The 24,218-nt window shown below is 64.2% G+C and carries 22 protein-coding genes and 1 other RNA gene; 2 read left to right on the forward strand and 21 right to left on the reverse strand.

The window, feature by feature from the left end; all coding sequences use genetic code 11:
* Positions 1 to 74: 74 nt before the first annotated feature.
* From SKP52_RS12255 to dapA, 12 genes are all read right to left on the reverse strand, one after another.
* On the reverse strand, positions 75 to 557 hold the full coding sequence (locus SKP52_RS12255) for an SRPBCC family protein (protein WP_039575049.1): 483 nt from the start codon (positions 555 to 557) through the stop codon (positions 75 to 77).
* Entirely contained in the window at positions 554 to 3,211 is a 2,658-nt protein-coding gene (gene alaS / locus SKP52_RS12260) for an alanine--tRNA ligase (protein ID WP_039575051.1), read from the reverse strand. The genes SKP52_RS12255 and alaS overlap by 4 nt, the downstream gene beginning before the upstream one ends.
* A gap of 72 nt (positions 3,212 to 3,283) precedes the next feature.
* Positions 3,284 to 3,793, reverse strand: coding sequence for a hypothetical protein (locus tag SKP52_RS12265; protein WP_228383629.1), 510 nt, complete (start codon positions 3,791 to 3,793; stop codon positions 3,284 to 3,286).
* Positions 3,794 to 3,872: 79 nt separating this feature from the next.
* A complete protein-coding gene (locus SKP52_RS12270; RefSeq protein ID WP_039575055.1) occupies positions 3,873 to 4,499 on the reverse strand; it encodes a glutathione S-transferase family protein in 627 nt (208 codons plus the stop codon).
* 9 nt (positions 4,500 to 4,508) lie between these two features.
* Entirely contained in the window at positions 4,509 to 5,330 is an 822-nt protein-coding gene (speB, locus tag SKP52_RS12275; protein ID WP_039575058.1) for an agmatinase, read from the reverse strand.
* A 144-nt stretch (positions 5,331 to 5,474) separates the two neighbouring features.
* Positions 5,475 to 6,554 carry a recombinase RecA gene (gene recA / locus SKP52_RS12280; RefSeq protein ID WP_039575061.1) on the reverse strand — a complete coding sequence of 360 codons (1,080 nt, stop codon included), beginning with the start codon at positions 6,552 to 6,554 and terminating at the stop codon, positions 5,475 to 5,477.
* Positions 6,555 to 6,755: 201 nt separating this feature from the next.
* A complete protein-coding gene (locus SKP52_RS12285; RefSeq protein WP_039575064.1) occupies positions 6,756 to 7,109 on the reverse strand; it encodes a response regulator in 354 nt (117 codons plus the stop codon).
* Entirely contained in the window at positions 7,106 to 9,484 is a 2,379-nt protein-coding gene (locus SKP52_RS12290; RefSeq protein ID WP_228383918.1) for a hybrid sensor histidine kinase/response regulator, read from the reverse strand. The genes SKP52_RS12285 and SKP52_RS12290 overlap by 4 nt, the downstream gene beginning before the upstream one ends.
* Positions 9,485 to 9,573: 89 nt before the next feature.
* Complete coding sequence (locus SKP52_RS12295) at positions 9,574 to 11,631, reverse strand: M13 family metallopeptidase (RefSeq protein WP_148309114.1); 2,058 nt, start codon at positions 11,629 to 11,631, stop codon at positions 9,574 to 9,576.
* A 96-nt stretch (positions 11,632 to 11,727) separates the two neighbouring features.
* On the reverse strand, positions 11,728 to 12,342 hold the full coding sequence (locus SKP52_RS12300; RefSeq protein WP_081997324.1) for a DUF2062 domain-containing protein: 615 nt from the start codon (positions 12,340 to 12,342) through the stop codon (positions 11,728 to 11,730).
* Positions 12,339 to 12,824 (reverse strand): SsrA-binding protein SmpB, encoded by a 486-nt coding sequence (smpB, locus tag SKP52_RS12305; protein WP_039575066.1) that lies wholly within the window; start codon positions 12,822 to 12,824, stop codon positions 12,339 to 12,341. The genes SKP52_RS12300 and smpB overlap by 4 nt, the downstream gene beginning before the upstream one ends.
* Before the next feature lie 8 nt (positions 12,825 to 12,832).
* Positions 12,833 to 13,708 (reverse strand): 4-hydroxy-tetrahydrodipicolinate synthase, encoded by an 876-nt coding sequence (gene dapA / locus SKP52_RS12310; RefSeq protein WP_039575069.1) that lies wholly within the window; start codon positions 13,706 to 13,708, stop codon positions 12,833 to 12,835.
* A gap of 100 nt (positions 13,709 to 13,808) precedes the next feature.
* Between dapA and SKP52_RS12315 the strand changes: the two genes are divergently transcribed.
* Together SKP52_RS12315 and greB are read left to right on the forward strand one after the other, a co-directional pair.
* Positions 13,809 to 15,839 carry a lytic transglycosylase domain-containing protein gene (locus tag SKP52_RS12315; RefSeq protein ID WP_039575072.1) on the forward strand — a complete coding sequence of 677 codons (2,031 nt, stop codon included), beginning with the start codon at positions 13,809 to 13,811 and terminating at the stop codon, positions 15,837 to 15,839.
* Between the two features lie 6 nt (positions 15,840 to 15,845).
* Positions 15,846 to 16,334 carry a transcription elongation factor GreB gene (gene greB / locus SKP52_RS12320; protein ID WP_039575074.1) on the forward strand — a complete coding sequence of 163 codons (489 nt, stop codon included), beginning with the start codon at positions 15,846 to 15,848 and terminating at the stop codon, positions 16,332 to 16,334.
* Between the two features lie 94 nt (positions 16,335 to 16,428).
* Here the strand turns inward: greB and SKP52_RS12325 are convergent, their stop codons facing one another.
* From SKP52_RS12325 to SKP52_RS12355, 9 genes are all read right to left on the reverse strand, one after another.
* Positions 16,429 to 17,223, reverse strand: a complete 795-nt coding sequence (locus tag SKP52_RS12325) for a hypothetical protein (protein ID WP_228383630.1) — start codon at positions 17,221 to 17,223, stop codon at positions 16,429 to 16,431.
* Between the two features lie 263 nt (positions 17,224 to 17,486).
* The gene (locus SKP52_RS26490; protein WP_160292409.1) at positions 17,487 to 17,642 is read right to left on the reverse strand and encodes a hypothetical protein; all 156 of its coding nucleotides are present in this window, start codon (positions 17,640 to 17,642) and stop codon (positions 17,487 to 17,489) included.
* 77 nt (positions 17,643 to 17,719) lie between these two features.
* Positions 17,720 to 18,114: RNase P RNA component class A (rnpB, locus tag SKP52_RS24925), an RNA gene on the reverse strand.
* A gap of 41 nt (positions 18,115 to 18,155) precedes the next feature.
* Positions 18,156 to 18,845, reverse strand: coding sequence for an N-acetylmuramoyl-L-alanine amidase (locus SKP52_RS12330; RefSeq protein ID WP_039575075.1), 690 nt, complete (start codon positions 18,843 to 18,845; stop codon positions 18,156 to 18,158).
* Positions 18,846 to 18,913: 68 nt separating this feature from the next.
* Positions 18,914 to 19,768 (reverse strand): CheR family methyltransferase, encoded by an 855-nt coding sequence (locus SKP52_RS12335; RefSeq protein ID WP_039575077.1) that lies wholly within the window; start codon positions 19,766 to 19,768, stop codon positions 18,914 to 18,916.
* Complete coding sequence (cheB, locus tag SKP52_RS12340) at positions 19,765 to 20,868, reverse strand: chemotaxis-specific protein-glutamate methyltransferase CheB (protein ID WP_052208209.1); 1,104 nt, start codon at positions 20,866 to 20,868, stop codon at positions 19,765 to 19,767. The genes SKP52_RS12335 and cheB overlap by 4 nt, the downstream gene beginning before the upstream one ends.
* Before the next feature lie 23 nt (positions 20,869 to 20,891).
* Positions 20,892 to 21,266 (reverse strand): response regulator, encoded by a 375-nt coding sequence (locus SKP52_RS12345; protein ID WP_039575078.1) that lies wholly within the window; start codon positions 21,264 to 21,266, stop codon positions 20,892 to 20,894.
* Positions 21,267 to 21,343: 77 nt separating this feature from the next.
* On the reverse strand, positions 21,344 to 21,781 hold the full coding sequence (locus tag SKP52_RS12350; protein WP_052208212.1) for a chemotaxis protein CheW: 438 nt from the start codon (positions 21,779 to 21,781) through the stop codon (positions 21,344 to 21,346).
* The gene (locus SKP52_RS12355) at positions 21,778 to 24,210 is read right to left on the reverse strand and encodes a chemotaxis protein CheA (protein WP_228383631.1); all 2,433 of its coding nucleotides are present in this window, start codon (positions 24,208 to 24,210) and stop codon (positions 21,778 to 21,780) included. The genes SKP52_RS12350 and SKP52_RS12355 overlap by 4 nt, the downstream gene beginning before the upstream one ends.
* Positions 24,211 to 24,218: the final 8 nt, after the last annotated feature.

The following is a 24,218-nucleotide window of genomic DNA, read 5'->3' on the forward strand; positions in this document are numbered from 1 at the left end:
GCCCATCTCCGGTCTGTACTATCTTGAACCGGCGGGAGATGGGTCCCCGCCTCCGCGGGGACACGCGCATTTCTCTAAGGGCCGCCCTCCACAACGCCTGCCAGATTGGCGAGCGAGCTGTTCAGCCCCGCCACATGATCCTTCGCCGAAATCCCCGGCGGCACATGATGCGCGTCGATCGTGACCAATGTGCCGCCGCTCTGCCGCGACAGATACCAGTGCATCTCCATCGTCCCCGAAAAGCGCGGATCATCGGACTCGAATTCGACCTGCCACACGACCAGCCGCCCGTCGTCGAGCGTCGGAATATAGACTTCGACAACATCGCTATCGTCGTCGCTCTTGGTCTCGACATCGGCGTCGTCGAAGGTCAGCCGCATCAAAAAGCCGCCACCCGCGCGCAAGTCGACATGCTCGAACGTCCCCGTCGCGCCCTCCGGCGGCAACCATATCGCGAGCTTCGCCGCGCTCGTGAACGCCGCAAAGACATCGACCAGCGGCGCGGCGATCAGCCGTTCGGCATGATCGATGCGCCGTGTCTTCTTGGTCGGTTTCAAGCGAGCGCGGCTTTGACCGCCGCAACGGCGTCGTTCGCCGCCCCGCCGTCGGGTCCGCCGCCCTGCGCCATGTCGGGCCGCCCGCCGCCGCCCTGCCCGCCGAGCGCCGCGACTGCGGTCTTGACGAGATCGACGGCGCTCAGGCTGCCGGTCTTGTCGTCGGTGACACCGACCGCAACCGAAGCGCGGCCGTCGTTGACCGCAACCAGCATCGCGACGCCGCTGCCGACCTGCTTCTTCAGCCCATCGACCGTGCCGCGCAGATCCTTTGGGTCGAGCCCGTCGACGACTTGCGCAAGGAACGCCGTATCGCCGACCTGCTCGACCGCCGGCCCAGCCGCCGCGCCGCCACCGCCGCCCCCAGCACCGCCAAGCGCCAGCGCCTTCTTCGCATCGGCGAGCTCACGCTCAGCCTTCTTCAGCGCCTCGGCCAGCTGCGCGACTCGTGCCGGCACATCGTCGGGCGAGGTCTTGAGCGCCGCCGCAGCGGCCTTCAATGCCTCGTCACGGCCATTCAACCACTGGCGGGCGGCATCGCCGGTCAGCGCCTCGATTCGCCGCACGCCCGAAGACACCGCGCTCTCGCTGATGATCTTGAACAAGGCGATGTCGCCCAATGCCCGCACATGCGTTCCGCCGCAAAGCTCGACCGAATAATGGCTGTCGTCGGACGCACCCATCGAAAGCACGCGCACCTCGTCGCCATATTTCTCGCCGAACAACGCCAGAGCGCCCGCCGCGACGGCATCGTCGGGGGTCATCAGCCGCGTCGTCACCGCCTCGTTACCGCGGATCTGCGCGTTAACGTCGGCTTCGACGTCGGCGATCTCCTCAGCGCTCAGCGCCTTGGGATGCGAAAAGTCGAAGCGGAAGCGGTCCTCGGCGACCAGACTGCCCTTTTGCGTGACATGCCCGCCCAGCCGATTGCGGAGCGCCGCATGCAACAGGTGCGTCGCGCTGTGATTGGCGCGGATCCGGTCGCGGCGTTCGGCATCGACGGTCAGCTGCACGGTATCGCCGACGCGCAACGTACCGGCCTCCAGCTTCGCCTGATGCGCATGCAGCCGCCCGAGCGGTTTGCCGGTATCGCTCACCGACGCACGCGCGCCTTCCAGCGTCGCGATCGTGCCGGCGTCGCCCATCTGGCCGCCGCTCTCGCCGTAAAAAGGTGTCTGGTTCGTCAATACGACCAACTCGTCGCCGGCCTTGGCCTCATTGACGGGCACGCCGTCCTTGACCAGCGCGATAATCTGTCCCTCGCCCGCTGTCGCGCCATAACCAGTGAATTCGGTGCTGCCATTGGTTTCGGCCAGGTCGAACCAGATTTCCTCCGACGCCTTTTGCCCGCTGCCCTTCCACGCCGCGCGCGCCGCTGCCTTCTGCTGCGCCATCGCCGCATCGAAGCCTTCGCGATCGACCGCAATATCTTGCGTGCGCAGCGCATCTTCGGTCAGGTCATATGGGAAACCGAACGTATCGTAGAGCTTGAACGCAACATCGCCCGGCAGTGTCGCACCCGCGCTCATCCCGACGGTTGCCTCGTCGAGCAGGCGCAGCCCCTTGTCAAGTGTCTGGCGGAACTTGGTTTCTTCGCGCTCCAGCGTCTCGGCGATCAGCGGCTGGGCGCGGATAAGCTCAGGATAGGCGGCACCCATCTCCGCGGTCAGCGACGGCAGCAGCCGGTACATCAACGGATCCTTGGCGCCGAGCAGATGCGCGTGGCGCATGGCGCGGCGCATGATCCGGCGCAGCACATAGCCGCGGCCTTCGTTCGACGGCAGCACGCCGTCGGCAACGAGAAAGCTCGACGCGCGCAAATGGTCGGCGATCACGCGGTGGCTGGCCTGCGTCGCGCCCTCGGCCGGAACGCCGGTCAGGTCGACCGATGCGGCGATCAGCGCTTTGAACGTGTCGGTGTCATAATTGTCGTGGACGCCCTGCAGCACCGCCGCAACGCGCTCCAGCCCCATGCCGGTGTCGATGCTGGGCCGCGGCAGGTCGACGCGGTCGCCGGGGCCGCGCTGGTCGTACTGCATGAAAACCAGGTTCCAGATTTCGACGAAGCGGTCGCCGTCCTCTTCGGGCGATCCCGGGGGGCCGCCCCAGATATGGTCGCCATGGTCATAGAAGATTTCGCTGCACGGGCCGCATGGCCCCGTGTCGCCCATCGACCAAAAATTGTCGCTCGTCGCGATGCGGATGATCCGCTCGTCGGGCAGGCCGGCGATCTTCTTCCACAGGGCGAACGCCTCGTCGTCGGTGTGATAGACGGTGACGGTCAGCCGCTCGGGCGCGAGGCCCCAGGTCTTGGTGACCAGGGTCCACGCATGATGGATCGCCTGTTCCTTGAAATAGTCGCCGAAGGAGAAATTCCCCAGCATTTCAAAGAAGGTGTGATGCCGCGCCGTGAAGCCGACATTGTCGAGATCATTATGCTTGCCGCCGGCGCGCACGCATTTCTGCGACGAGGCCGCGGTGCTGTACGGCCGCTTTTCCAGCCCGGTGAAGACATTCTTGAACGGCACCATGCCCGCGTTGACGAACATCAACGTCGGATCGTTATACGGCACCAGCGGCGCCGACGGTTCGATATGGTGGCCGGTCCCCGCGAAATAGTCGAGGAACGAGCGGCGAATGTCGTTGGTCGATGTCATGCGCGCGAATTAGGGATTTTGCAGCGATGCGACAAGCCGGTTCGTGTCGATGACCGTCATCGGCCCGATCGGTCAGAAATTGGTCGCAATCCCCTTGCCCAGATAGCAGGGCAGTTCGCGCAGCACATCGGCCTTGGGAACTCCGTCTTCGATCAGGTTGGCGGGCACTTCGGATGTGTCGGTTCGCACCACGGTCCAACCGGCAACCGGCGTCGCGCGGTGGACGACGACATAGCCGCAATCCATCGTCTTGTCCGCACGATCGCCGCGAAAATCAAAGGCGGCATAGAGCCCAGGCGGCTGGCCCGCCGGGTCGAGATACCAGCTAAGGCGCAGGATACGGATCGTCCCGTCAGCCCACAGCCCGGCACGCTTGCGTTGATTCATTTCCCATTCGAGCCGCGGGTTCGACGCCTGGAACGACAGGCGCAACATCGCATAGGCGCTCGCGTAATCGCGTTTCGCCAGAGCCATAGTGTAAGCGGCGAGCCGATCGATTGCGCCTTCCTCATCGACCGGCGCCGGCTGGAAGGTCACGCCTTCGGGGGCAATAATCTCGCGCTCGACTTCAGGAGCGACCACCGGGGGCGCAGCAAACGCAACCGGACCGTGAAGAATCAGGGCAGCAACCACCAAGAGGCGGCGGCAACTCCCCCAGCCTTCAATAGCCATAATAGGCGCCGCCCTTTTCGCGCGCCCGCTGCCAGGCCGGGCGGACGTGACACGCGTTCACGAAGCCTGCGAGCTTCGGATAGCGCGGCGCCATGCCTTGCATGATCGCAATCTCGGCCGGGAAGCTGAGCATGATATCGGCCGCCGACAGGCTATCGCCGATGAAGTGGCCATTCTCCCCGACGCGGTTTTCCATATAGGCGAAATGCGCGTCGAGCTGCTGGTTGATCCGCGGCTCAATCGGCGCCGCGGCCTCGCCCAGCCGTACAGTGTAGATACGCAGCAGGATCGGCATCATCGCCGACCCTTCGGCGAAATGCAGCCATTCAAGATGGCTGATGTGGTCGTCGCTGCCGCGCTCGGGCACCAGATGCCTGCCGCCGTGCCGCTCACACAGATATTCGGTGATTGCTCCCGATTCGATCACGACGCGACCGTCATCTTCAAGAACCGGCGACTTGCCAAGCGGATGAACCGCGATCAATTCGGGCGGCGCGAGGTTGGTAACGGCATCGCGGTCATAAAATTTGATTTCGTAGGGCGCGCCGATTTCCTCGAGCAGCCACAAGATGCGCTGCGAGCGGCTGTTGTTTAGATGGTGGACGATCAGGCTCATGGCGCTCTCCTATCGCGCAGTCTGCGGGGTTCCGTTGCGGTCGATCAGCGCCGCAAGTTCGCGGACGAGCTTGGCGCCGAGGATCGCAGTGACATCGCCGACATCGCGGCCGGGATGCAACTCGACGATATCGGCACCGACGATTGGCGCGGTCTGTTTGTGCAAAACCGCCAGCACCTCGCGCACCGTCAGCCCGCCGGGTTCGGGATGCGCGACGCCCGGCGCCGCCGACGGGTCGAACCCGTCGAGATCGATCGAAATATAGAGCGGTCCGTCGAGCACCGGCACCCGGTCGGGCGTAAAGTCCGTCATCGGAATGATCTCGACGCCGAAACGCTCCGCTTGCTCGCGGCAATGGCCGTTGAGCGTGCGAATGCCGACCTGCACCAGCCTCTTGGCATAGCCCGCCTCGCAGATGCGCGCAAAGGGTGAGGCGTGGCTGCGCGGATTGCCGGCAAAATCGTCGTAGAGATCGGGGTGCGCGTCGAAGTGGAGGATGTTTACCGGCCCGAAGCAGGTCGACGCGGCTTCGACAAGCGGGAAGCTCACGGCATGGTCGCCGCCGACCGCGAGGGGGACTTCTCCGTCCTCGCGCACCATGGCCAGATAGCGGCGGATCGCCACGTCGTCGCTCGGGGTATCTTCGGTCAGCGGCAGGTCGCCGTCGTCGGTGAGCGCGATGTCGGTGCCGATTTCGGGGCCGAGTTCGCTCGCCATATTGCCGCGGTCGCTCCACAGCGCCGCGCGGATCGCGGCCGGACCGGCGGCGGCACCGCGTTCGAAGCTGCTGTTAACGTCAGTGGGGAGGCCGAAGAGGCGGATCGCGGGCATGGCGCGTTGTACCCGCTTGCGATCATGAGGCAAGGATCAACGGCAGGCGGGCCGACCTGTGGGGAGAGGATACAGGTCCAAGGGGCATTGGGGCCCGCCGCCGTTAGCCGGCCGATCCGCCAAAGCGAACCGGCCGGATGGCTATCAATTGTCTTCGTCGCCCTCGTCGTCGGGACCGGCCATCATTTCTTCGGCCACCGCCTCGGTGCGGCCACGGATCGCGGTTTCAAGCCGCTCCATCAGTTCGGGATTGTCTTTGAGGAAGGTTTTCGAATTCTCGCGACCCTGCCCGATGCGGATCGAATCATAGCTGAACCAGGCGCCTGATTTCTCGACAATGCCCGCCTTCACGCCCAGATCGAGAATCTCGCCGATCTTCGAAATGCCTTGCCCGTACATGATGTCGAATTCGACCTGCTTGAACGGTGGCGCGACCTTGTTCTTCACCACCTTCACGCGGGTGGTGTTGCCGACGATCTCGTCGCCATTCTTGATCTGGCCGGTGCGGCGGATGTCGAGGCGGACCGAGGCATAGAATTTGAGCGCGTTGCCGCCGGTCGTCGTTTCCGGGTTGCCGTACATAACGCCGATTTTCATGCGCAGCTGGTTGATGAAGATCACCATGCAGCGCGAGCGGCTGATCGAGCCGGTGAGCTTGCGCAGCGACTGCGACATCAAACGCGCCTGCAGGCCGACGTGGCTGTCGCCCATCTCTCCCTCGATTTCGGCGCGCGGCACGAGCGCGGCGACCGAGTCGACGACGAGCACGTCGATCGCGTTCGAGCGCACGAGCGTATCGACAATTTCGAGCGCCTGTTCACCCGTGTCGGGCTGCGACACGATGAGTTCGTCGATGTTGACGCCGAGCTTGCGCGCATAGACGGGGTCGAGCGCATGTTCGGCGTCGACGAAAGCGACGGTGCCGCCGCCCTTCTGGGCTTCGGCGAGCGTGTGCAGCGCGAGGGTCGTCTTGCCCGAGCTTTCGGGGCCGTAAATTTCGATGACGCGCCCGCGCGGCAGGCCGCCGACGCCGAGTGCGATGTCGAGGCCGAGCGAGCCGGTCGAGATCGACTCGACCTGCATGGTCTCTTTCGAGCCCAATTTCATTACCGAGCCCTTGCCGAACGCGCGATCGATCTGCGCGAGCGCGGCGTCGAGCGCCTTCTGCCTGTCCGTGTTGTTCACTGATTTCCCCGATTCGACGAGTGACAATTGTCCGGCCATGACCGTCCCTTTCCAGCTCTAGAGCGACGGTCGAACCATCGCAACGCCGAACCTGTGTACGGCATTTGTTCTCTCGGAACAAGAGTGGAACAAAATTAAATGCTTTTCCGCTTTTTGGGTCATCCCGGCGAAGGCCGGCATCTCGATCCAGCATCAGAAATCAACGTCGAGATCCCGGCCCTCGCCGGGATGACGGAGTTCCTAATTAGCCGAAAAATCCTCCAGCGCCGCCTCGATATCGCTGATCCGAAACGGCTTTGTGATCAGCTTGCGATGCGCGTGCGCAGGCGGAATGACGTCGCCACCGCCCGAGGTGAACGCAAAGGGGATACCGCGTTCGGCGAGCGCGTCGGCGACCGGCCAGCCCTTTTCGTCGCCCAAGTTGATGTCGACGAGTGCGCCGGCGAGCGGTTCGGCGGCGATGAGCGCGAGCGCCTCTTCGTTGCTCGTCGCCTGCGCGGGCTCGGGAAGGTCGAGCGCGTCGAACATGTCGACGAGCATCATGCCGATCAGCACATCGTCCTCAACGAGCAGGATGCGACGATTGTCGCTCATTTCGGCACCCGATGCGCGGCGTCGTCGAGCGCGGCCGACGTTGCCTCGGCCAATTGCGCGACCGAGAAGGGTTTGGGCAGGAAGGCGACATTGTCGATATCGATCGACTGGCGCAGTTGCTCCTCGGCATAGCCCGACATGAACAGGACCGGGAGGTCGGGCCGCTTGGCGCGCATCGCGCGAACCATCGCCGGTCCGTCCATCGTCGGCATCACGACGTCACTTATAATCAAATCGACCCTCTCCATCTGGGCAAAACGTTCGAGCCCCTCCTCACCCTGCGAAGCGGTGACGACTGTATAACCCGCGCGGGTCAGCGCACGTTCCGCCACCGCGCGCACCATATCCTCATCCTCGACAAGCAGGATGGTTCCGGTGCCCCATTGGCTCTTCTTGGGCTTGGCAGGCGGCGGCACCACGACGGGCGCATCGCCATCGGCGCGATGGACGGGCAGATAGATGAAGAAACTCGTCCCCTGCCCCGGTTTGCTTTCGGCGAAGATATAGCCTGCCGATTGCTTGATGATCCCATAGACCGTCGAGAGACCAAGCCCGGTCCCCTTGCCAACGTCCTTGGTCGTGAAGAAGGGTTCGAAAATCTTGGGCAGCACATCGGCGGGAATGCCCGTTCCGGTGTCGCTGACCTTCAGCGCGCAATAATCGGCGGGCGGCATGAATTCATTGCCCATTTGCCGCACGTCGGCCGCAGAAACCGGATAGGTTTCCATCGTCAGCGTGCCGCCACCCGGCATCGCGTCGCGCGCATTGACCGCAAGGTTTATGATGACCTGTTCGAGCTGCCCCGGATCGGCGCGCACCGCGCCAAGGCCGCGGCCGTGATGCACTGCCAGTTGGACCGTCTCACCGATCAGGCGCTTCAAAAGGTGCGACACTTCGGAAATCACATCGGGCAGCTGCAGGATTTGCGGGCGCAACGTCTGCTGCCGCGAGAAAGCGAGCAATTGCCGCGTCAGGCTGGCGGCGCGATTGGCGTTGCTGCGGATCTGCTGGATGTCGTCATAGTCGCTGTCGCCGGGCGTATGCCGCATCAGCATCAAATCGCACGCGCCAAGCACGGCGGTCAGGATATTGTTGAAATCATGCGCGACGCCGCCAGCAAGCTGGCCAACCGCCTGCATCTTTGACGCCTGCGCCACCTGCTGCTTCAGGCGCGATTCCTCGCTCGAATCCTTGAGGCTCAGCAGTACCGCCGCCTCGCCCAGCCCGCGCACGCCAACGATCCGCATCGACACCGGATCGCCGCTTTGCCCCGCGAGCCGGATCGACAGGTCGCCGCCGACCTGCTGGCCGCTGCTGTGACGGCGGATCATATCGGCAAGCGCGCCCTTGTCCTCGCCGACGACGATGTCGCCCGGATAACGCGGCATCTTGCCTTCGGGAAGGTTGGCCGCCCGAACGAATGCCCGGTTCACATAGAGAAAGCGCCCGTCGCGATCGACCATCGCGAGCCCGAAGGGCAACAGCGACAGCAAGGTTTCGACATAGGTTTGCGCGGTGCCGCGGTCGGTCGGCCCCATCTCCTCGTCGAGCATGGCCAGCAGCATCGGCGTGTTATTGTCGGCGGGCGCGAGCGGAATCTGGATCAGCCGGACCGGCGTCGCGCGATCGCCTTCGCGCGCGAAATAGAGCGCACCAGCGTCGTCTAGCCGGATCATCGGCGCGACGTCGCGGCCAGCATAATGGACCGCGTCATCCTCACCGAGTGCACGGAGCAGGAACGCCTGGTTCGCGACGCGGAGCCGTCCTTCGGCACTGACAAGCGCTGCCATCACCCCCGCATGGCCCAAGGTGCGGCCGGCGGGACCGTCGAGATGACGGACGATCTCGGCCGCGAGATCGAGCCGTTCGAGCGCCGAAAAGCGCCAGACGAGATAATCGTCCGATTGTCCGGTGCGCGTCACCTGCGCGCGCAGTTGCAACGGCCCGATCGCAATATCGTCGGCGTAGCCCTCGCCGTCGCGCCACGCGACGCGGCCGGCATTTTTCAGCGTCTCCGCGCCGCGGCCTTCGAGCGGCAGGCCCGGCGGCGTCACAAAGCCATTGAACCAGGTTCCGAACAAATCGTTCGCGCAAACCATGCGGCCACCGCGATCGGTCACTGCGATTGCGATATCGTCATGATTGACCGCCTGACGCAGCATCGTCCAGTCGGGCACGAGTGCCTCGCCCGTCACCGCCGCCGGGAACAGCCGACGCGCGAGCAGCACGCCGCCCACGGCAACGGCAAGCCCGGCGAGGAAACCCACCGCCAAGACCGCATCGCGCGTCGCCCAGAACAGCAGCGCGGCGGACAGCAAAGCCAACCCGCCGAGCACCGCCTTGTCGACGAGCGACAGGCCCGCCGGGGCCGACAAAGGCCCGGCGGACCCCGCCCCCCTGATGAAATCACCATCAGCGGAGGGCAGGCTTTGCGCGGTCAATGATCAACTTTCCAGTTATTGCATCACCAGATGCGGACGCGGTCTTTCGGCTCGAGATAAAGCTTCTGTCCCTGCTTGATCTGATAGGCCTTATACCAAGGGTCAAGATTGCGCGAGACCCAAGTCCGCTGGATCGACGGCGAATGCGGATCGGTCGTGATACGCTGCGACAAATTCTGCTCGCGATAGTTGCGGCGCCACACCTGTGCCCAGCCGAGGAAGAAGCGCTGATCGCCAGTCAGTCCGTCGATCACCGGCGCCTCCTTGCCGCCAAGTGACTTTTTATATGCGTCATAGGCGACGGTCAGACCCGCCAGATCGCCGATATTCTCGCCGAGCGTGAAGGTGCCGTCGAGCTTTTCGCCGGGCAGCACTTCATAGGCGTCATATTGCGCAATCAACGCCTTGCCCGCGGATTCGAACGCCGCGACGTCGGCGGGGGTCCACCAGTCTGCGAGCTTGCCGGTTTCGTCATATTTCGCGCCCTGGTCGTCGAAATGATGACTGACTTCATGGCCGATTACCGCGCCGATGCCGCCATAATTGACCGCAGCGTCGGCATGCGGATCAAAGAAGGGCGGCTGGAGGATCGCGGCGGGGAAAACGATCTCGTTCATGCCGAAATTGGCATAGGCGTTGATCGTCATCGGGGTCATGAACCACTCCCAGCGGCGGATCGGTCCGCCGAGATGGCCAACATTATCGTCATGCGCGAACTGGTTCGAACGTAGCGAATTGCCGAACAGGTCGTCGGCGCGGATTTCCAGCTTGCTGTAATCCTTCCACTGATCGGGATAGCCGATCTTGGTGGTGAAATTGGCGAGCTTTTCGCGTGCCTTTACCTTGGTCGCGGGCTGCATCCACGTCAGCCCGTCGATGCGGCTTCCCATCGAGGCGAGGATATTCTTCACCAGCGTGTCCATCGCCGCCTTGGTTTCGGGCGGGAAATATTTCGCGACATAATCCTTGCCGACCGCGTCGCCGAGGCTCCCCGTCGTGAAGTCGACCGCACGTTTCCAGCGTTCCTCCATCTGCGGCGTGCCCGACAGGGCCGTACTGTAGAAGGAGAAGGTTTCCTTTGCGACGGCGTCGGGCAGGACGCCCGAAAAGCTGTCGAGGCTGCGCACGATCAGCAGGTCGCGGATCACCGCGATCGGCGCATCGGCGAGCAGCTTGGCTTCGCCGGTGAACGCGCTCGGTTGCGACACGATCAGCGTGTCTTCCTTGACGCCGAGCCCGCGGATGAAGGTCGGCCAGTCAAAGCCCGGCGCGGCCTTGCCAAGTTCGGCGATCGTCATCTTGTTATAGGCTTTGGTCGCATCGCTGCTGTCGTTCTTGTCCCAATGGACCGTCGCGACCTGCTTTTCGAAATCATAGATCGCCTTGGCGCGCGCCGGTGCATTGGCTTCACCCGCGAGTGTCAGGACGTTTTCGAGATGCTTGAGATAGGCCGCCTGAAGCGCCGTGTTGCGCTCATTTTCCTTCAGGTAGAAATCGCGGTCGGGCATGCCGATGCCGCCCTGAAAGATGATGTAGGTATAGACGTCGGGGTTCTTGTCATCCTGCCCGACATAGCCGCCGAAAAAGTGCTGGACGCCGTTGCGGTCGGCTTCGGCGAGCAGCGCCGCGAGACCAGGCTTTTCGACGGCGCGGATCTTGTTCAGCCACGGCTGGATCGGCGCGAACCCCTTGGCTTCGACCGTCGCCGAGTCGAGATAGGATGCATAGGCGCGGCCGATCATGCTGTTCGGGTCGTCCTTGGCGGCGTCGAGGATTTCACGTGTGCGCGTCTGCGACAGGTCGTTGAGCGCGGTGAACATGCCATAGTTGGATTTGTCGGCGGGGATTTGCGTGTTCTTTGCCCAGGTGCCGTTGGCATAGGCATAGAAATCGTCGCCCGGCTGGACGCTCTTGTCCATGCCCGACAGGTCGAAACCGAAATCGCCGATTTCGGGCTTTGCGGTGGTTTCGCCCGCGGACGTGGTCGCGGCCTGTTGCTTGGCGGTTGCCGGAACGGCGGCGATCATCAGCGCGCCCAGTGCGGCGGTCGCCATCAGGCGCGAAGAAATATGCAGAGTCATGATATTCCCCAGTTTTCGATTTGAAGCGAAAATCCGCGCCGCGCAGGCACAACGCAGATTAGCGATGCGACAGCTATACGCGCGCCGTTCGGCGGTTCAACCGGCTGCGGTGTCGCTGGTCGATGCCTCATGTCGTTGGTCGCGGGCGCGCGCCAGTTTGCGCCGCCAGCGGAGGCGAATCCAATTGTCCCAGAAGATCGAGGCGAGCACATAGCCGACCACCGCCGAAACGAGCGAAATGACGAACAGTCCGGCGAGCATCGCGGGCGCGGCGTCCGAAAACACCCAGCGCGCCCATTCGCCCGCCGACGCGCCATGCTCGATCATGGCGGAAAAGGTCGCGCTGTTCGCATGGAGGCCGAACAGCCAGTCGCCGAGCCAGACCGATGCGATGATGATGAACGGCGTCGTCACCGGGTTCGACAGGAAGGTCATCGCCGCGCCGATCGGGATGTTGGCGCGGAAGGGCAGCGCGAGCAGCGCTACGCCCAAAATCTGCACCCCGGGGATCAGGAAGAAGATGCCGACGAACAGACCGAGTGCGGTGCCGCGCGGCACCGAGGTGCGGGTGAAGCGCCACAAATGGCTGTGCGCGACGCGGTGGGCAAAGGGTTTAATGAAGCGGCTCGCGAGCAACTCGTCGCGCGTCGGCGAATTGCGGCGGATCCAGTTCATCACCGCCGCCTTGTCGCGGGGCTTGCCCGCGCTCATCCGCGGTCCTTCATCAACCGCTGCTTGTCGCGCTTCCAATCGCGTTCCTTGATCGACTCCCGCTTGTCGTGTGCCTTCTTACCCTTGGCGAGTGCGAGTTCGACCTTCGCGCGGCCGCGGCTGTTGAAATAGACCGAAAGCGGTACGAGCGTCATGCCCTGCCGCGCGACGCCGGCGTACATCTTGTTGATCTCGCGGCCGCTCAGCAGCAGCTTGCGCGGGCGTTTGGGCTCGTGATTGTGGCGGTTGCCGTGGCTGAATTCGGGGATGTTGCTGTTGATCAGCCACACCTCATTGCCCTTCACCTCGGCATAGCTTTCGGCAATCGTGCCCTCGCCGAAGCGGAGCGATTTGACCTCGGTTCCTTGCAGCGCGATCCCCGCCTCGAACACCTGTTCGATGGCAAAGTCGAACCGCGCGCGCCGGTTCTCGGCGACGACTTTCTTCTTGTCGAATTCGGCGGCGGACTGGGGACGAGCCATGGCGGGACCTAGATTACTCCGGCCGCGGACAGCGCGGCATCGACGGCGGCGCGCGATGTTTCGTTCGCCGGAATGATAGGTAGGCGCACTTCGGGCGAAAACCAGTCGTGGACGCGCGATAGCGCATATTTAACCGGGCCCGGCGAGGTGTCGGAGAACATCGCCTGGTGCAGATCGAACAATTTGTCGTGCAGTGCCAGCGCACGCGCCCAATCGCCGGCGGCGCACGCAGCGGCGAAATCGGCGCACAGGCGCGGCGCGACGTTGGCGGTGACCGAGATGCAGCCCACCCCGCCCATTACGGCATGCGGCAGCCAGAGGTCGTCGTTCCCGCTGAGCTGACAGAAGCCCTTGCCCGCCCCCGCACGCTGAACCGTCACGCGCGCAAGGTCACCGCTCGCGTCCTTGATCGCGACGACACTCGGGATTTCGGCGAGCTTGCACAATGTCTCGGCGCTGATGTCGGCGACGGTGCGGCCGGGGACGTTATAGACGACGATCGGCAGGTCGCTGGCGTCGGCGAGCGCCTGAAAATGCGCGATCATCCCGGCCTGGCTCGGGCGGTTGTAATAGGGTGCGACGATCAGCGCCGCGGTCGCACCGGCCGCCTGCGCGTGGCGCATATGACGGATCGCAGTGGCGGTGTCGTTCGACCCGCAACCTGCAATCACGGGCACGCGGCCCGCCGCAGCCTGGATGCAGCTATCGATCACCTGATAATGTTCGTCGAAGCCGAGCGTTGGGCTTTCGCCGGTCGTACCGCACGGAACGAGCCCGCTCGTCCCCTCTTTGATCTGCCAATCGACGAGGCGCGCGAAGGCCGGAGCGTCGAACGCCCCATCACGGAATGGCGTCACCAAAGCGGGAATGGACCCCGAAAACATGCTCCGCTCCTTTACAATACCCCGCCGTGACCGATAGAATCCGGCCAGCGCGCCGCTATTGGACGTCTATTCAGCGCCCCGCAAGGAGTTTGGTATTACCATGGCAGCCATGACCTCGCTGACCCGTATCTCCCGCCTCGCGCTAGCCGCGGCCCTCCTCATTCCAACGGCTGCGCACGCCAGCGAGCTCACGCCCGAACAAATGGCCTGGTATCGCGCCCAGATGGGTCTGGCGGCCACTTCCGGGCCACCGCCGTCGACGAGTTCGGTTGGCGACGCCGTGATGGAATGGCGGCGGCTGACCGCGAATACCGGCGCGTCCTTCGACCAGCTTTCGCGCTTCCTGATGGCGAACAAGGGCTGGCCCGACGCCGAAAAAATGCGTTCCCGCGCCGAAAAAGCGATCTCGCTCGACAGCTATGATCCGCAGCGTACCCTTGCCTATTTCCAGACTTATCCGCCGCAAACTGCGAGCGGCCAGCTCCGCTACGCGCTCGCGCTCAATGCGTCAGGCCGCCGCGAAGATGCCGCCGCCGCAGTGCGCCGCGCATGGACCAGCGGGCCGCTCGACGATTATGAAACGAGCCGCGCGCTCGGCATGTTCCCCGGCGCGATCACGCTTGCCGACCATGACGCGCGAATGGACAAGCTGCTCTGGCTCGGCGCGACCTCGGCGGCGAGCCGCCAACTCGCCTACACCTCGCCAGAGAAACGCAATGTATTCGCGGCGCGGCTCGCGATGCGCAGCAAGGCGGTCGACGCCGCCTTCCAGGCATCGGCGGTCGAAAGCGCGAACCCGTCGCTGACGCGCACCGACCCCGGCTATATCACGGACAAGGCGACCTGGCTGCGGACATCAGGCCGCGTTGGCGAAGCGCGGGCTCTGCTCGCCGCGCCGCGATCGCTGGCAAAGGCGCCGACCGATCCCGAAGAATGGCTCGAAACCTTGCTCACCAACGCGCGGCAGGCCGATGCCGGCGGCGACAAGACGACCGCCTATAATATCGCACGCCAGCTCGACGACGCCTTTCCGGCGGGGACGGTGATCCGCGAGACGCCGCTCGGCGTACGCGACGATTATACGTCGCTCGCCTGGCTTGCGGGGCAACTCGCATATAAGGACCTTCGCCGGCCGGCCGAAGCGGTGAAGCTCTATCGCGCCTATGGCGAAGCTGCGCGTTCGGCGCAGACGCGTACCAAGGGCTTTTACTGGGCGGGCCGCGCCGCGCTCGCTGCTGGCGACGCTGCCACTGCGAACGCGCATTTCGCTGACGCAGCGCAGCATTATGACCAGTTCTACGGACAATTGGCACTGGAACGGCTGAACCGTCCGCAGCCCAAGCCGACGCCCGACCCGACAATTCAGGTTGGCAGCGCCGAACAGCGCGCATTCGAAGACGACCGGCTGGTACGTGCCGCGCGTGCGCTCGGCGAAATCGGTGCGTGGCGCGAGCAATCCGCGTTCCTGCGAGCATTGGCGCAAAAGGCCAGCTCGCCTGCGGATCATGTGCTCGCCGGCAAGCTGGCGTCCCAGATCGGGCGCCCCGACCTTGGCGTGATGATCGGCCGCAGCGCGCAGGCTAACAGCCTCGACGCAGTCGAGGTATCGGGTTTTCCGACGGTGCGTGTTCCCGCCGGGCATGAAAGCAACTGGACCTTCATCCATGCGATCACGCGGCAGGAAAGCCAGTTCGACCGGCAGGCAATCAGCCACGCCGGCGCGCGCGGGATGATGCAGCTGATGCCGGGCACCGCGAACGAGGTCGCAGGCAAACTCGGCCTGTCTTATAACCGCGACCTGCTGACATCCGATACCAATTACAACATGATGCTCGGCTCGACCTATTTCCAGCAGATGCTGCGTTACTTCGGCGGCAGCTACCCGCTCGCTGTCGCGGCGTACAACGCCGGGCCGGGAAATGTGAACAAATGGCTCCGCGCCAATGGCGATCCGCGCACGGGCTCGATCGAAATGATCGACTGGATTGAGGCGATCCCGATCTTCGAGACGAAAAATTATGTCCAGCGCGTGCTCGAGAACGCCGTCGTTTACGACACGCTGCGCGACGGCAGCGGCGCGCGCGCGCAGGCGCCGCTCAGCTTCTATCTCGGCAAACGGACGCCCGGCTGACACCCGATGACGGGGGAGAAAACGAATATCATCAGCCCGGCGGGCTTCGCCGCGCTGCGCGCCGAATATGACGCGCTGCTCGGCGGCGAGCGGCCGAAGCTGGTCGAAGTGATCAGTTGGGCCGCCGGCAATGGCGACCGCAGCGAAAACGGCGACTATATCTATGGCCGCAAGCGGCTACGCGAAATCGACCGGCGCCTCTCCTTCCTCGCGCGGCGCATGAAAGCGGCGCGGGTCGTCGATCCTGCCGAGCAGCCCGACAAGAGCCGCATCTGGTTCGGCGCGACGGCCGAGCTCGCCGACGACGATGACGCGCGGCGTATCGTCACGCTGGTCGGCGATGACGAGGCCGAGGCGGGCGAAGGCCGGATCGGCTGGAACAGCCCTCTCGCCCGCGCACTGCGCGGCGCCGCGATCGGCGATCTGCGTACAGTACAGCTACCCGCCGGGCCGAAAGAATGGGAAGTGATGTCGGTCAGCTATCCCTCGAACTGATGTTCGCCCTTCTCGCCGCCACTGAAGACCGATATGCAGAAAAAAGGGCGCGGAAGCTTGCTGCCGCGCCCTTTTCCGCTGAGGTTCGCGATGCTTAGCTAGCGGGTTTGTCCGGAGCGGGCGTCGCGGCGTCGGCGGTTGCATCGGCCTGCGGTGCCGGCGCGCCGGTGGCCTGCGCGACGGCGGAAGCGAACTGCTCGGCGGTGTAGGCCGCAGCAAGGCCCGCGGGCGACATCAGGAAGGCGCTCCGCGGCAGGCTGACATCATCGCCAGCCGCCGTCGTCACGACGACGGTCGCGGCGCTGGCCGATTTCACCTTGCCCAAGACGGCAGCGCCCTTGAGGCTGCGGACATCGGCACCTGGGACAAGCGCAGTGGCAACCGCAGCGTCATTGGCGGCGGCGGCGGTGTTCACTTCGGCCATCGCCGCAGCAAACTGATCGGCGGTGAAGCTGGTTGCAAGGCCGGCCTGACCGACGAAAAAAGCGTTGCGCGGCAATTTGACGTCGCCGGTCGGGGTGGTGAGCACGACGCCATCGGCCGCGGCGAGCTTTACTTTGCCAAGAATGGCGGTGCCGTTGGCGCTACGAACATCGGCGCCCGGCTGAAGCGCAGCCGTCAGCTTGGCATCGCTGCCTGCGGCAGCCTGATCGACCGCAGCGACCACCTGTGCTTTGGTGGCACCGATCGTCGGACCCTGTTCCAATTTGCCAAAGGCGTTGCTGGGGAGCGTAACCTGCTTGCCCTCGCCCAGGTCGACGACGACATTGGCACCTTGCGCGCTGGAAATAGTGCCGAGTTCGGCGCCTGCGGAATCAAAAACCTTGGTGCCGACCGATAAATCAACGGTGGCAGCGGCGGCGTCCTGGGCCGTTGCGGGGGCTGCCACAAGCGCGGCGCTGCCAAGGGAAAGAGTTGCGATTAAGCCTGCGAATTTCCGCATTGCCTGTGGTCTCCTTTAGAATGTCGGAACGAGAGGGTCGCCTTTTGAACGCGCATGGGCAGCAAAGGACACGCCAATGCCGTCGAAACGTGGCAAAGCTGGGACGAATTGAGTTTATGGTCGGGCGATTGCCATGATGTCGCCTGCCGCTGCGCTCTTCTCGTTGCGGGCGGCGTGACTGCGGCGATGCGAAATAGCCCTCCCGCCGATCAGGGCTGCAACAGCGCCGGGATGATCCAGATCGCCGACAGGACGATCACCACCGCGATCAACGAAAATCCTAGCACATAGCGAACGTTGTGGCCCTTTACCCCGCCGCTCGCCTCTGTCTCGTTCACTTCGACATGTTCATCGACGACTTTCATGATGCGGTTCCCTTTCAACTGGTTCGTTTAGAACGCCGCCCGCACGCGGGCGTTCCGCGCAGGGTGTTGGGGAGAATATTGCCAGAGGGTCTGTAAGCCGGGTTCTGTCCATCCCCTTGCGGGGACTGGGCGATCATTCCTCTAGGCGAACGGTTACCCGAACGCTCAAGCAGTCAACCCGGACGGCTGGGCCGGAATCAGCCCTGAGTTGCCTCGTACCGTCCCTATTCGACCTTGCTCCCGGTGGGGTTTGCCGTGCCGCGCCTGTTACCAGCCGCGCGGTGCGCTCTTACCGCACCCTTTCACCTTTCGCCGGGCCGAAGCCTTTGGCGGTCTACTCTCTGTGGCACTTTCCCTGAACCTGGCCGAAGCCCGATCCGCCGGACGTTATCCGGCACCGTGATTTCCGTGGAGCCCGGACTTTCCTCCCCCGGCGGGATACCCCACCGGCGGCGATCGCCCAACCCTCTGGCGGGATCGAGTATAGCCCTCCTTGGGCGCTTTGACGAGGAATCAATTGCCCTCGGGTTGCGGCAACAGCAGCGCGAGCAGGATCGCGCGGCATTCGCCGCAGATCGTGCCGTCGATCAGTTCGGGACGAAAGCGCCGCTGGAACGCCACCGTCGCCGCAAAACCGTCGGTCACGTCATATCCGAACCGTTCGAGCGCGAGCAGAAAGCCCGCGTCGGTCCACAGCGGATCGGTGAGCTTCTTGGTCGGGCGCGGCAGCGCGAGGCGGCGGCGCGCGAGTTCTTCCCACGGGAAAAGCTCGCCCGGATCCTGCTTGCGCGTCGGAGCAACGTCCGAATGGCCGACGACATTGCCGCGCGTGATCGAATAGCGATCCTTGATCATGTGGACGAGACGGACGACCGAGGCGACCTGCGGGTCGGGGAACGGGACATAGCCCCATTCATGCCCCGGATTGACGATCTCGATCCCGACGCTCGCCGAATTAATGTCGCTGATGCCGCGCCAGTGCGATTTTCCCGCATGCCACGCGCGCTTGTCCTCAGGCACCATATGCGTAATCTGCCCGTCCTCGCTGACCACATAGTGCGCCGACACTTTCGCTTCCGGATTGGCCAGCCAATCAATGGCTTCGGCGCCGCTTTTCATACCTGTATAATGCAGCACGATCATCGAGATGGGCAGCGCGCGCTCGTCGAAATTGGGAGACCAGCGTTCGATAAAATCGCTCATACGCTTTTGGGGGTCCGTCCTGTACTTGCCAACCCATCGATTGCGCCAGTGGGGCGCAAAAAGCAAGGTCAGGCAGCGGCGCGGCGCACCTGCTGGTCGGCGGGCTCATAGAGGCCGCGTAATCGCGGGCTGGCGACGAACTGGTCGGTCTGGCCCAATACGGTTTCGCCCGCACCAAGCACAAGGAAGCTTTGCGGCGCCGCCATTGCACGGAGCCGGGCAAAGGCTTTCTGGCGCATCGGCGCGGAGAAATAGAGCAGCAGGTTACGGCAAAAGATCAGGTCGGCGGAACTCGCGAGCGGCGGCCGGTCGACGAGCATATTCTGCACCGAAAAATCGACGCGGCGGCGCAGGTCCGCCTTGGCGAGCCATCCGCCGTCGGTCTGGTCGAACCAGCGGACCATGCGCTGAACGGGCAGCCCGCGCTGAATCTCGAACTGGCTGTAGAGCCCGACGCGCGCCCGCGAAATCGCGTGATAGCTGACATCGGTGCCGACGATATCGACCTGCCAGCCCGCCCATTTTGCCCCTTGCTCGGCGATCAGCATCGCGAGCGAATAGGCTTCCTGGCCGGTCGACACACCGCAATGCCACACGGTCAGGCGGCGGCGCAGCTTGTTGATCTCGCGGATTTGCTCAAGTGCGGTCGCAGCTATTTCATCGAACACGCTATATTCGCGGTAAAAATAGGTTTCGTTGTTGAGCATCGCGTCGACGGTGTCGTCGAGCAATTGGCGGCTGTTCGACGTAACGAGCGCCGCGACGAGCGCGTCGAGGTCGGCGATACCGTGGCGCTGCATCACCGGTTTCAGCGACATTTCGATCCGCCAGATTCGGTTCGGCGACAGCGTTTGCCCGGTCCGCGATTCGAGTACCCCCATCAACACGCGATACGCCGATTCGCTGGCGGTCGCGCCCATCATGACTTGCGGCGCCCCGGAAGGAAGCTGCCGAGCATCAGCGCGATCGCGTCCGGGTTGAGCGTCGCCGCGGCAATTCCCGCTTTCGCGACCGCGCCTGGCATCCCCCAGATCACGCAGCTTTCGGGGGCCTGTGCAAAAATTGTGCCGCCGGCCGCTTTGAGCCGCGCCGCGCCGATCACCCCGTCGCGGCCCATGCCGCTGAGGACGACCGCTACGCCGCCCTTGCCATAGACGTCGGCAACCGAATCGAGCATCGGATCGGCCGATGGGCAGCAGCCATTGTCCATCACGCGGCGGTCGAGCGCGATTTCGCGGCGGCGACCGTTGGCGACGACAATCAGATGGGCGTCGCCAGGGGCGAGATAGATGCAGCCGCGCTCGACGACCATTCCCAGCTCGGCAACGCAGACGCGGCGCGTGGTCATCGTCGCGATCTGCTTGGCGTAAAATTCCATGAACGCGTCGGGCAGATGCTGGGTGAGGAGGATCGGCGCGGTGATGCGCGGGTCCAGATTAGCGAGGAAATTGGCGAAGGCGGGAATGCCCCCGGTCGATGCCGCGACCGCGATGCATTCGATCGGCTGGTCGGTGTCGATCGCGAGCGCCGCGGCGGGTGCGGGAGCCGGACGCTCGGCGACCGGGATCGGCGCCGGAAAATCGCGTCGATGGCCGAGCGTCATGATCCGTTCGGTCAACACTTCGGCGAAACGGCCCGAGAAGCTGCCGCGACCCGGCTTGGCGAGCGTGTCGCTCGCGCCGAGCGCCAGCGCGTCGATCGCCGCCGGACCGCCCTCGACGCAGTTCGAGGACAGGATGAGGACGCGCGCCTTTTCGGCGCGCTCCAATATATGCGGCAACGCATCGATGCCGTTCATTCCGGGCATTTCGATATCGAGCACAACGACATCGACGGGCTCGCGCGCCAGATAGTCGAGCGCGTCATGCGCAGAGGCGACCGATGCGCAAATCTTTAAGCCCGCGCGCTGGTCGACGATCCGCTCGAGGATGCTGCGGACGACAAGGCTGTCGTCGACGAGCATCACGCGCACGGTGCGGGCGGTCGGCTCGGGATCTTGTATCAGGGGTTGTGGACGGGCCACCTAAAACACCTCAACAGAAAACCTTAGGCAATGCCGACGAGCTGCAGCTTTCCTTCAAGCGTTTCGCGGTCGAACGGCTTCATGACATATTCGTCCGCGCCGGCCTCGATCGCCGCGCGGATATGGTCGATGCTGTTTTCTGTCGTGCAGAAAACGACGCGCGGCCGTTCTTCACGCCCGTAATCCAGGTCGTTGAACGCGCCGAGGAACTCCATGCCGCTCATCACGGGCATGTTCCAGTCGAGCAGGATGACGTCGGGACGATTGGCGCGGCAGAAGGTCAGCGCCTCTTGTCCGTCGGCAGCCTCCTCGACGGCAAAGGACATGCTTTCAAGGATATGGCGCGCGACCTTGCGAATGACTTTGCTGTCATCGACCACCAGACAAGATTTCGACATTCAATTTAACTCCGACCCCCGGGATTTGGGCATGTTTACGTTGAAGGCGTGTGCAGCCCGTTAATAAACGACCATATTCATGCCGCCTTTAAGGCCGGCAGCGTGATAAAATTGGATGGATCGACGACGAGCAGTGAAGCGCCCCGATGTTCGATCATCGCATCGGCGACGCGCGCCCAGCCGGGGAGCAGCTTTCCCGCGATGCGCGTCTCGGGCGCGTCGATGAAACAAACATCCTCGATCTCGTCGGCGAGCAGCGCATAACCATGTTCGGCGACGTCGACGACGATCACGCGCTGTCCCGGCGTCACCGGCACCGCGGGCAGTCCGATGACGACGTGCGGGTCGATGAGTGTGAAGACACGGCTGCGCAGCGCAAACAGCCCGGCGACATGCGGCGGCGCGGCAGGCACTTCGACCGGGACGCCGACGGTAACGACCGAATTGATCGCGCGGCTGCGGAGCGCAACGCGCGTGTCAGCGATGCGTGCGATCAGATAGAGTTTTTCCATCATGCGCGGTCTCCTCCGACCTGACGGCGCAATGCGTCGAGAAGCGCCTGGCGGTCATAACGATAGACGGTTTCGTCTTCCGGCCCCTTGGCGGCGATCGAAGTGCGTAGACGGATCACCGGCACCTCGCCATTGGCAGAACCCAAAACCGCCCCTTCGTCGGTGCAGCACAGCAGAACATCGGGCACTTCGTCCGACACATCATCGCCGAGGACGACGCGGTAACCGGCGCTCCGCAGGATCGGCGCGAGAAAATTGCCGCCCCAGCCGTCACGATCGTCGGCAACACGACATAGGGGCTGGCGCAGCGCGGGTGCAGGTGCACCGGCGGCATATTGTTCCATCAGCCAGAAGGGATCGATCAGCTCGACCGGATCGCCACCGACAAGCACGACGCCGGCGATCAGGCCGGGCGCCGCCGACGGCTGGACGGCATCGGGCAGACGGACGATATCGATCACCTCGGCGATCGGATAACAAAGAACCGCGCGGCCGTCGTAGAGGCGAAGCAGCTTCAGCGTCCCTTCGCCGCCCGGCAACGTCGCGGCATGGACGGGAAAGATGTCGTCGCCGATCTGTGCCTGGACGCGGCCCGCACTTTCGAACAGCGCCGATGCGGGCACTTCCTCGACGCGTTCGATGACCGACAGGCGGACCCCGCGGACGCGGCCGTTCATGTCGCGGAACAGCAGCAACTGCACGGCATTGCGCGCCGCCGCGGCCGCGGCGTCCGCTTCGGTCATCCGGTTATGGCTGCGGCCCGCTTCGCTCGCGTCGACCGCCGCGGCCGCCAGCAGCCCCTGGACATCGAGCAACAGGACGGGACGGCCGTTGTCGGGCAGCGTGGTGCCGGCATAGAGGCCCGTCGCCATGATCATCGGCGCCGCAGGCTTGATCACCAGTTCCTCGTGATCGTGGATCGCCGCGACACTCAGCGCATAGCTTTGCCCTTGCCCCGGCCGAACGATCACGAGCGCGCGGTCGTCGCTGTCGTCTTGCGCGTCGCGCGCGCGACCCAGTATATTTTCCAGCCGCAGGAGCGGAAATTGTTCACCGCGGACGGTCGCGAGTTCGCCGCCGCCCAGCTGATCGATACGCACCGTATCGCCGCCTTCGAGCAGGATCTCGCGCACCGCGCCGCGCGGGATTGCGAAATATTGTCCCGCCGCGCGCACCATCAGACCCGAAATGATCGTCAACGTCATCGGCACGCGGAGCAGGATCGTCAGGCCGCGCCCCTCATCGTTGCGCAGTTCGACGATGCCGCCGATCTTTTCGACATTCGCCTTGACGATATCCATGCCGACGCCGCGCCCCGAAACCGCAGTCACCTTCGCGGCGGTCGAGAAGCCTGGGCGGAAAATCAGCTCGAGTTTTTCTTTTGGCGTCAGCGCGCGCGCGTCGGTCGCGGTAACGACGCGCGACCCGATCGCCTTGGCAACGAGCGCTTCGGGCGAAAGCCCGCGGCCGTCGTCGCGCACCTCGATTTCGATCTGGTTGCCCGACTGGCGCGCTGACACCGAAATCGTCGCGGTGATATCCTTGTCGGCGGCAACGCGGTCCTCGAGCGATTCGATGCCATGATCGATCGCGTTGCGGACGATGTGGATCAAGGGATCGCGAATATTCTCCATCATTTCACGGTCAAGTTCGACTTCGCCGCCGCTCGTCTGGAACGCGATCTTCTTGCCCAAGTCCTTCGCGAGGTCGCGGACGATGCGCGGCAGCGGTGCAAACAATTTGTCGATCCGCTGCATGCGCATCTGGCTGACCGACTGGCGCATCCCGGCGATCGAGTCCGACAGGCGGTCGAACGAGGCGATCACCGACAGGTCGGCGCCCGATTCGCGCAGCATCCGCGCGAATTCATTGCGCGCCAGCACGATATCGGTAACGCCCGTCATCACGCTGTCGAGCAGTGGCAGCGGCACGCGGATCGAGCGCCAATTTTGCAATTCGGCCTGAAGATCATCCTCGCGGCGTAGCGGCACACCCGCGACCTCGATCACCGGTTCTTCGGAGGCATCTTCCGCCGCGAGGGCGCCGATGACATCGCGGTCGTCGCCCGCGGGCTCAACCCCCGTCTGACCCAGCGTCGTACAAAGATCGCCCAGCCGGTCGAGGATGCCGAGCACGCCGGTGACGAGCGCAGCATTCGCCGGACGATTGCCGCACCGCACTTGATCTAGCGCGTCTTCGGCGGCGTGCGACAATGCGGTGACGCGCGGCAAAGCGAGAAAGCCCGAGCTGCCCTTGATCGTGTGAACGAGCCGAAAAATGGCATCGAGCTGCGCGCGATCGGCAGGGTCCGCCTCCCACGCGACGATGGCCCCGCCGGCTTCGGCAAGGATTTCCGCCGTTTCGGCCAGAAAGTCGTTCAGCAGATCGTCCATCGCGGTACCGGTGCGCCCCAAAAACTGAGGTTCGACCATGCCCGACA

This window comes from Sphingopyxis fribergensis (genome assembly GCF_000803645.1).
Classification (GTDB): domain Bacteria; phylum Pseudomonadota; class Alphaproteobacteria; order Sphingomonadales; family Sphingomonadaceae; genus Sphingopyxis; species Sphingopyxis fribergensis.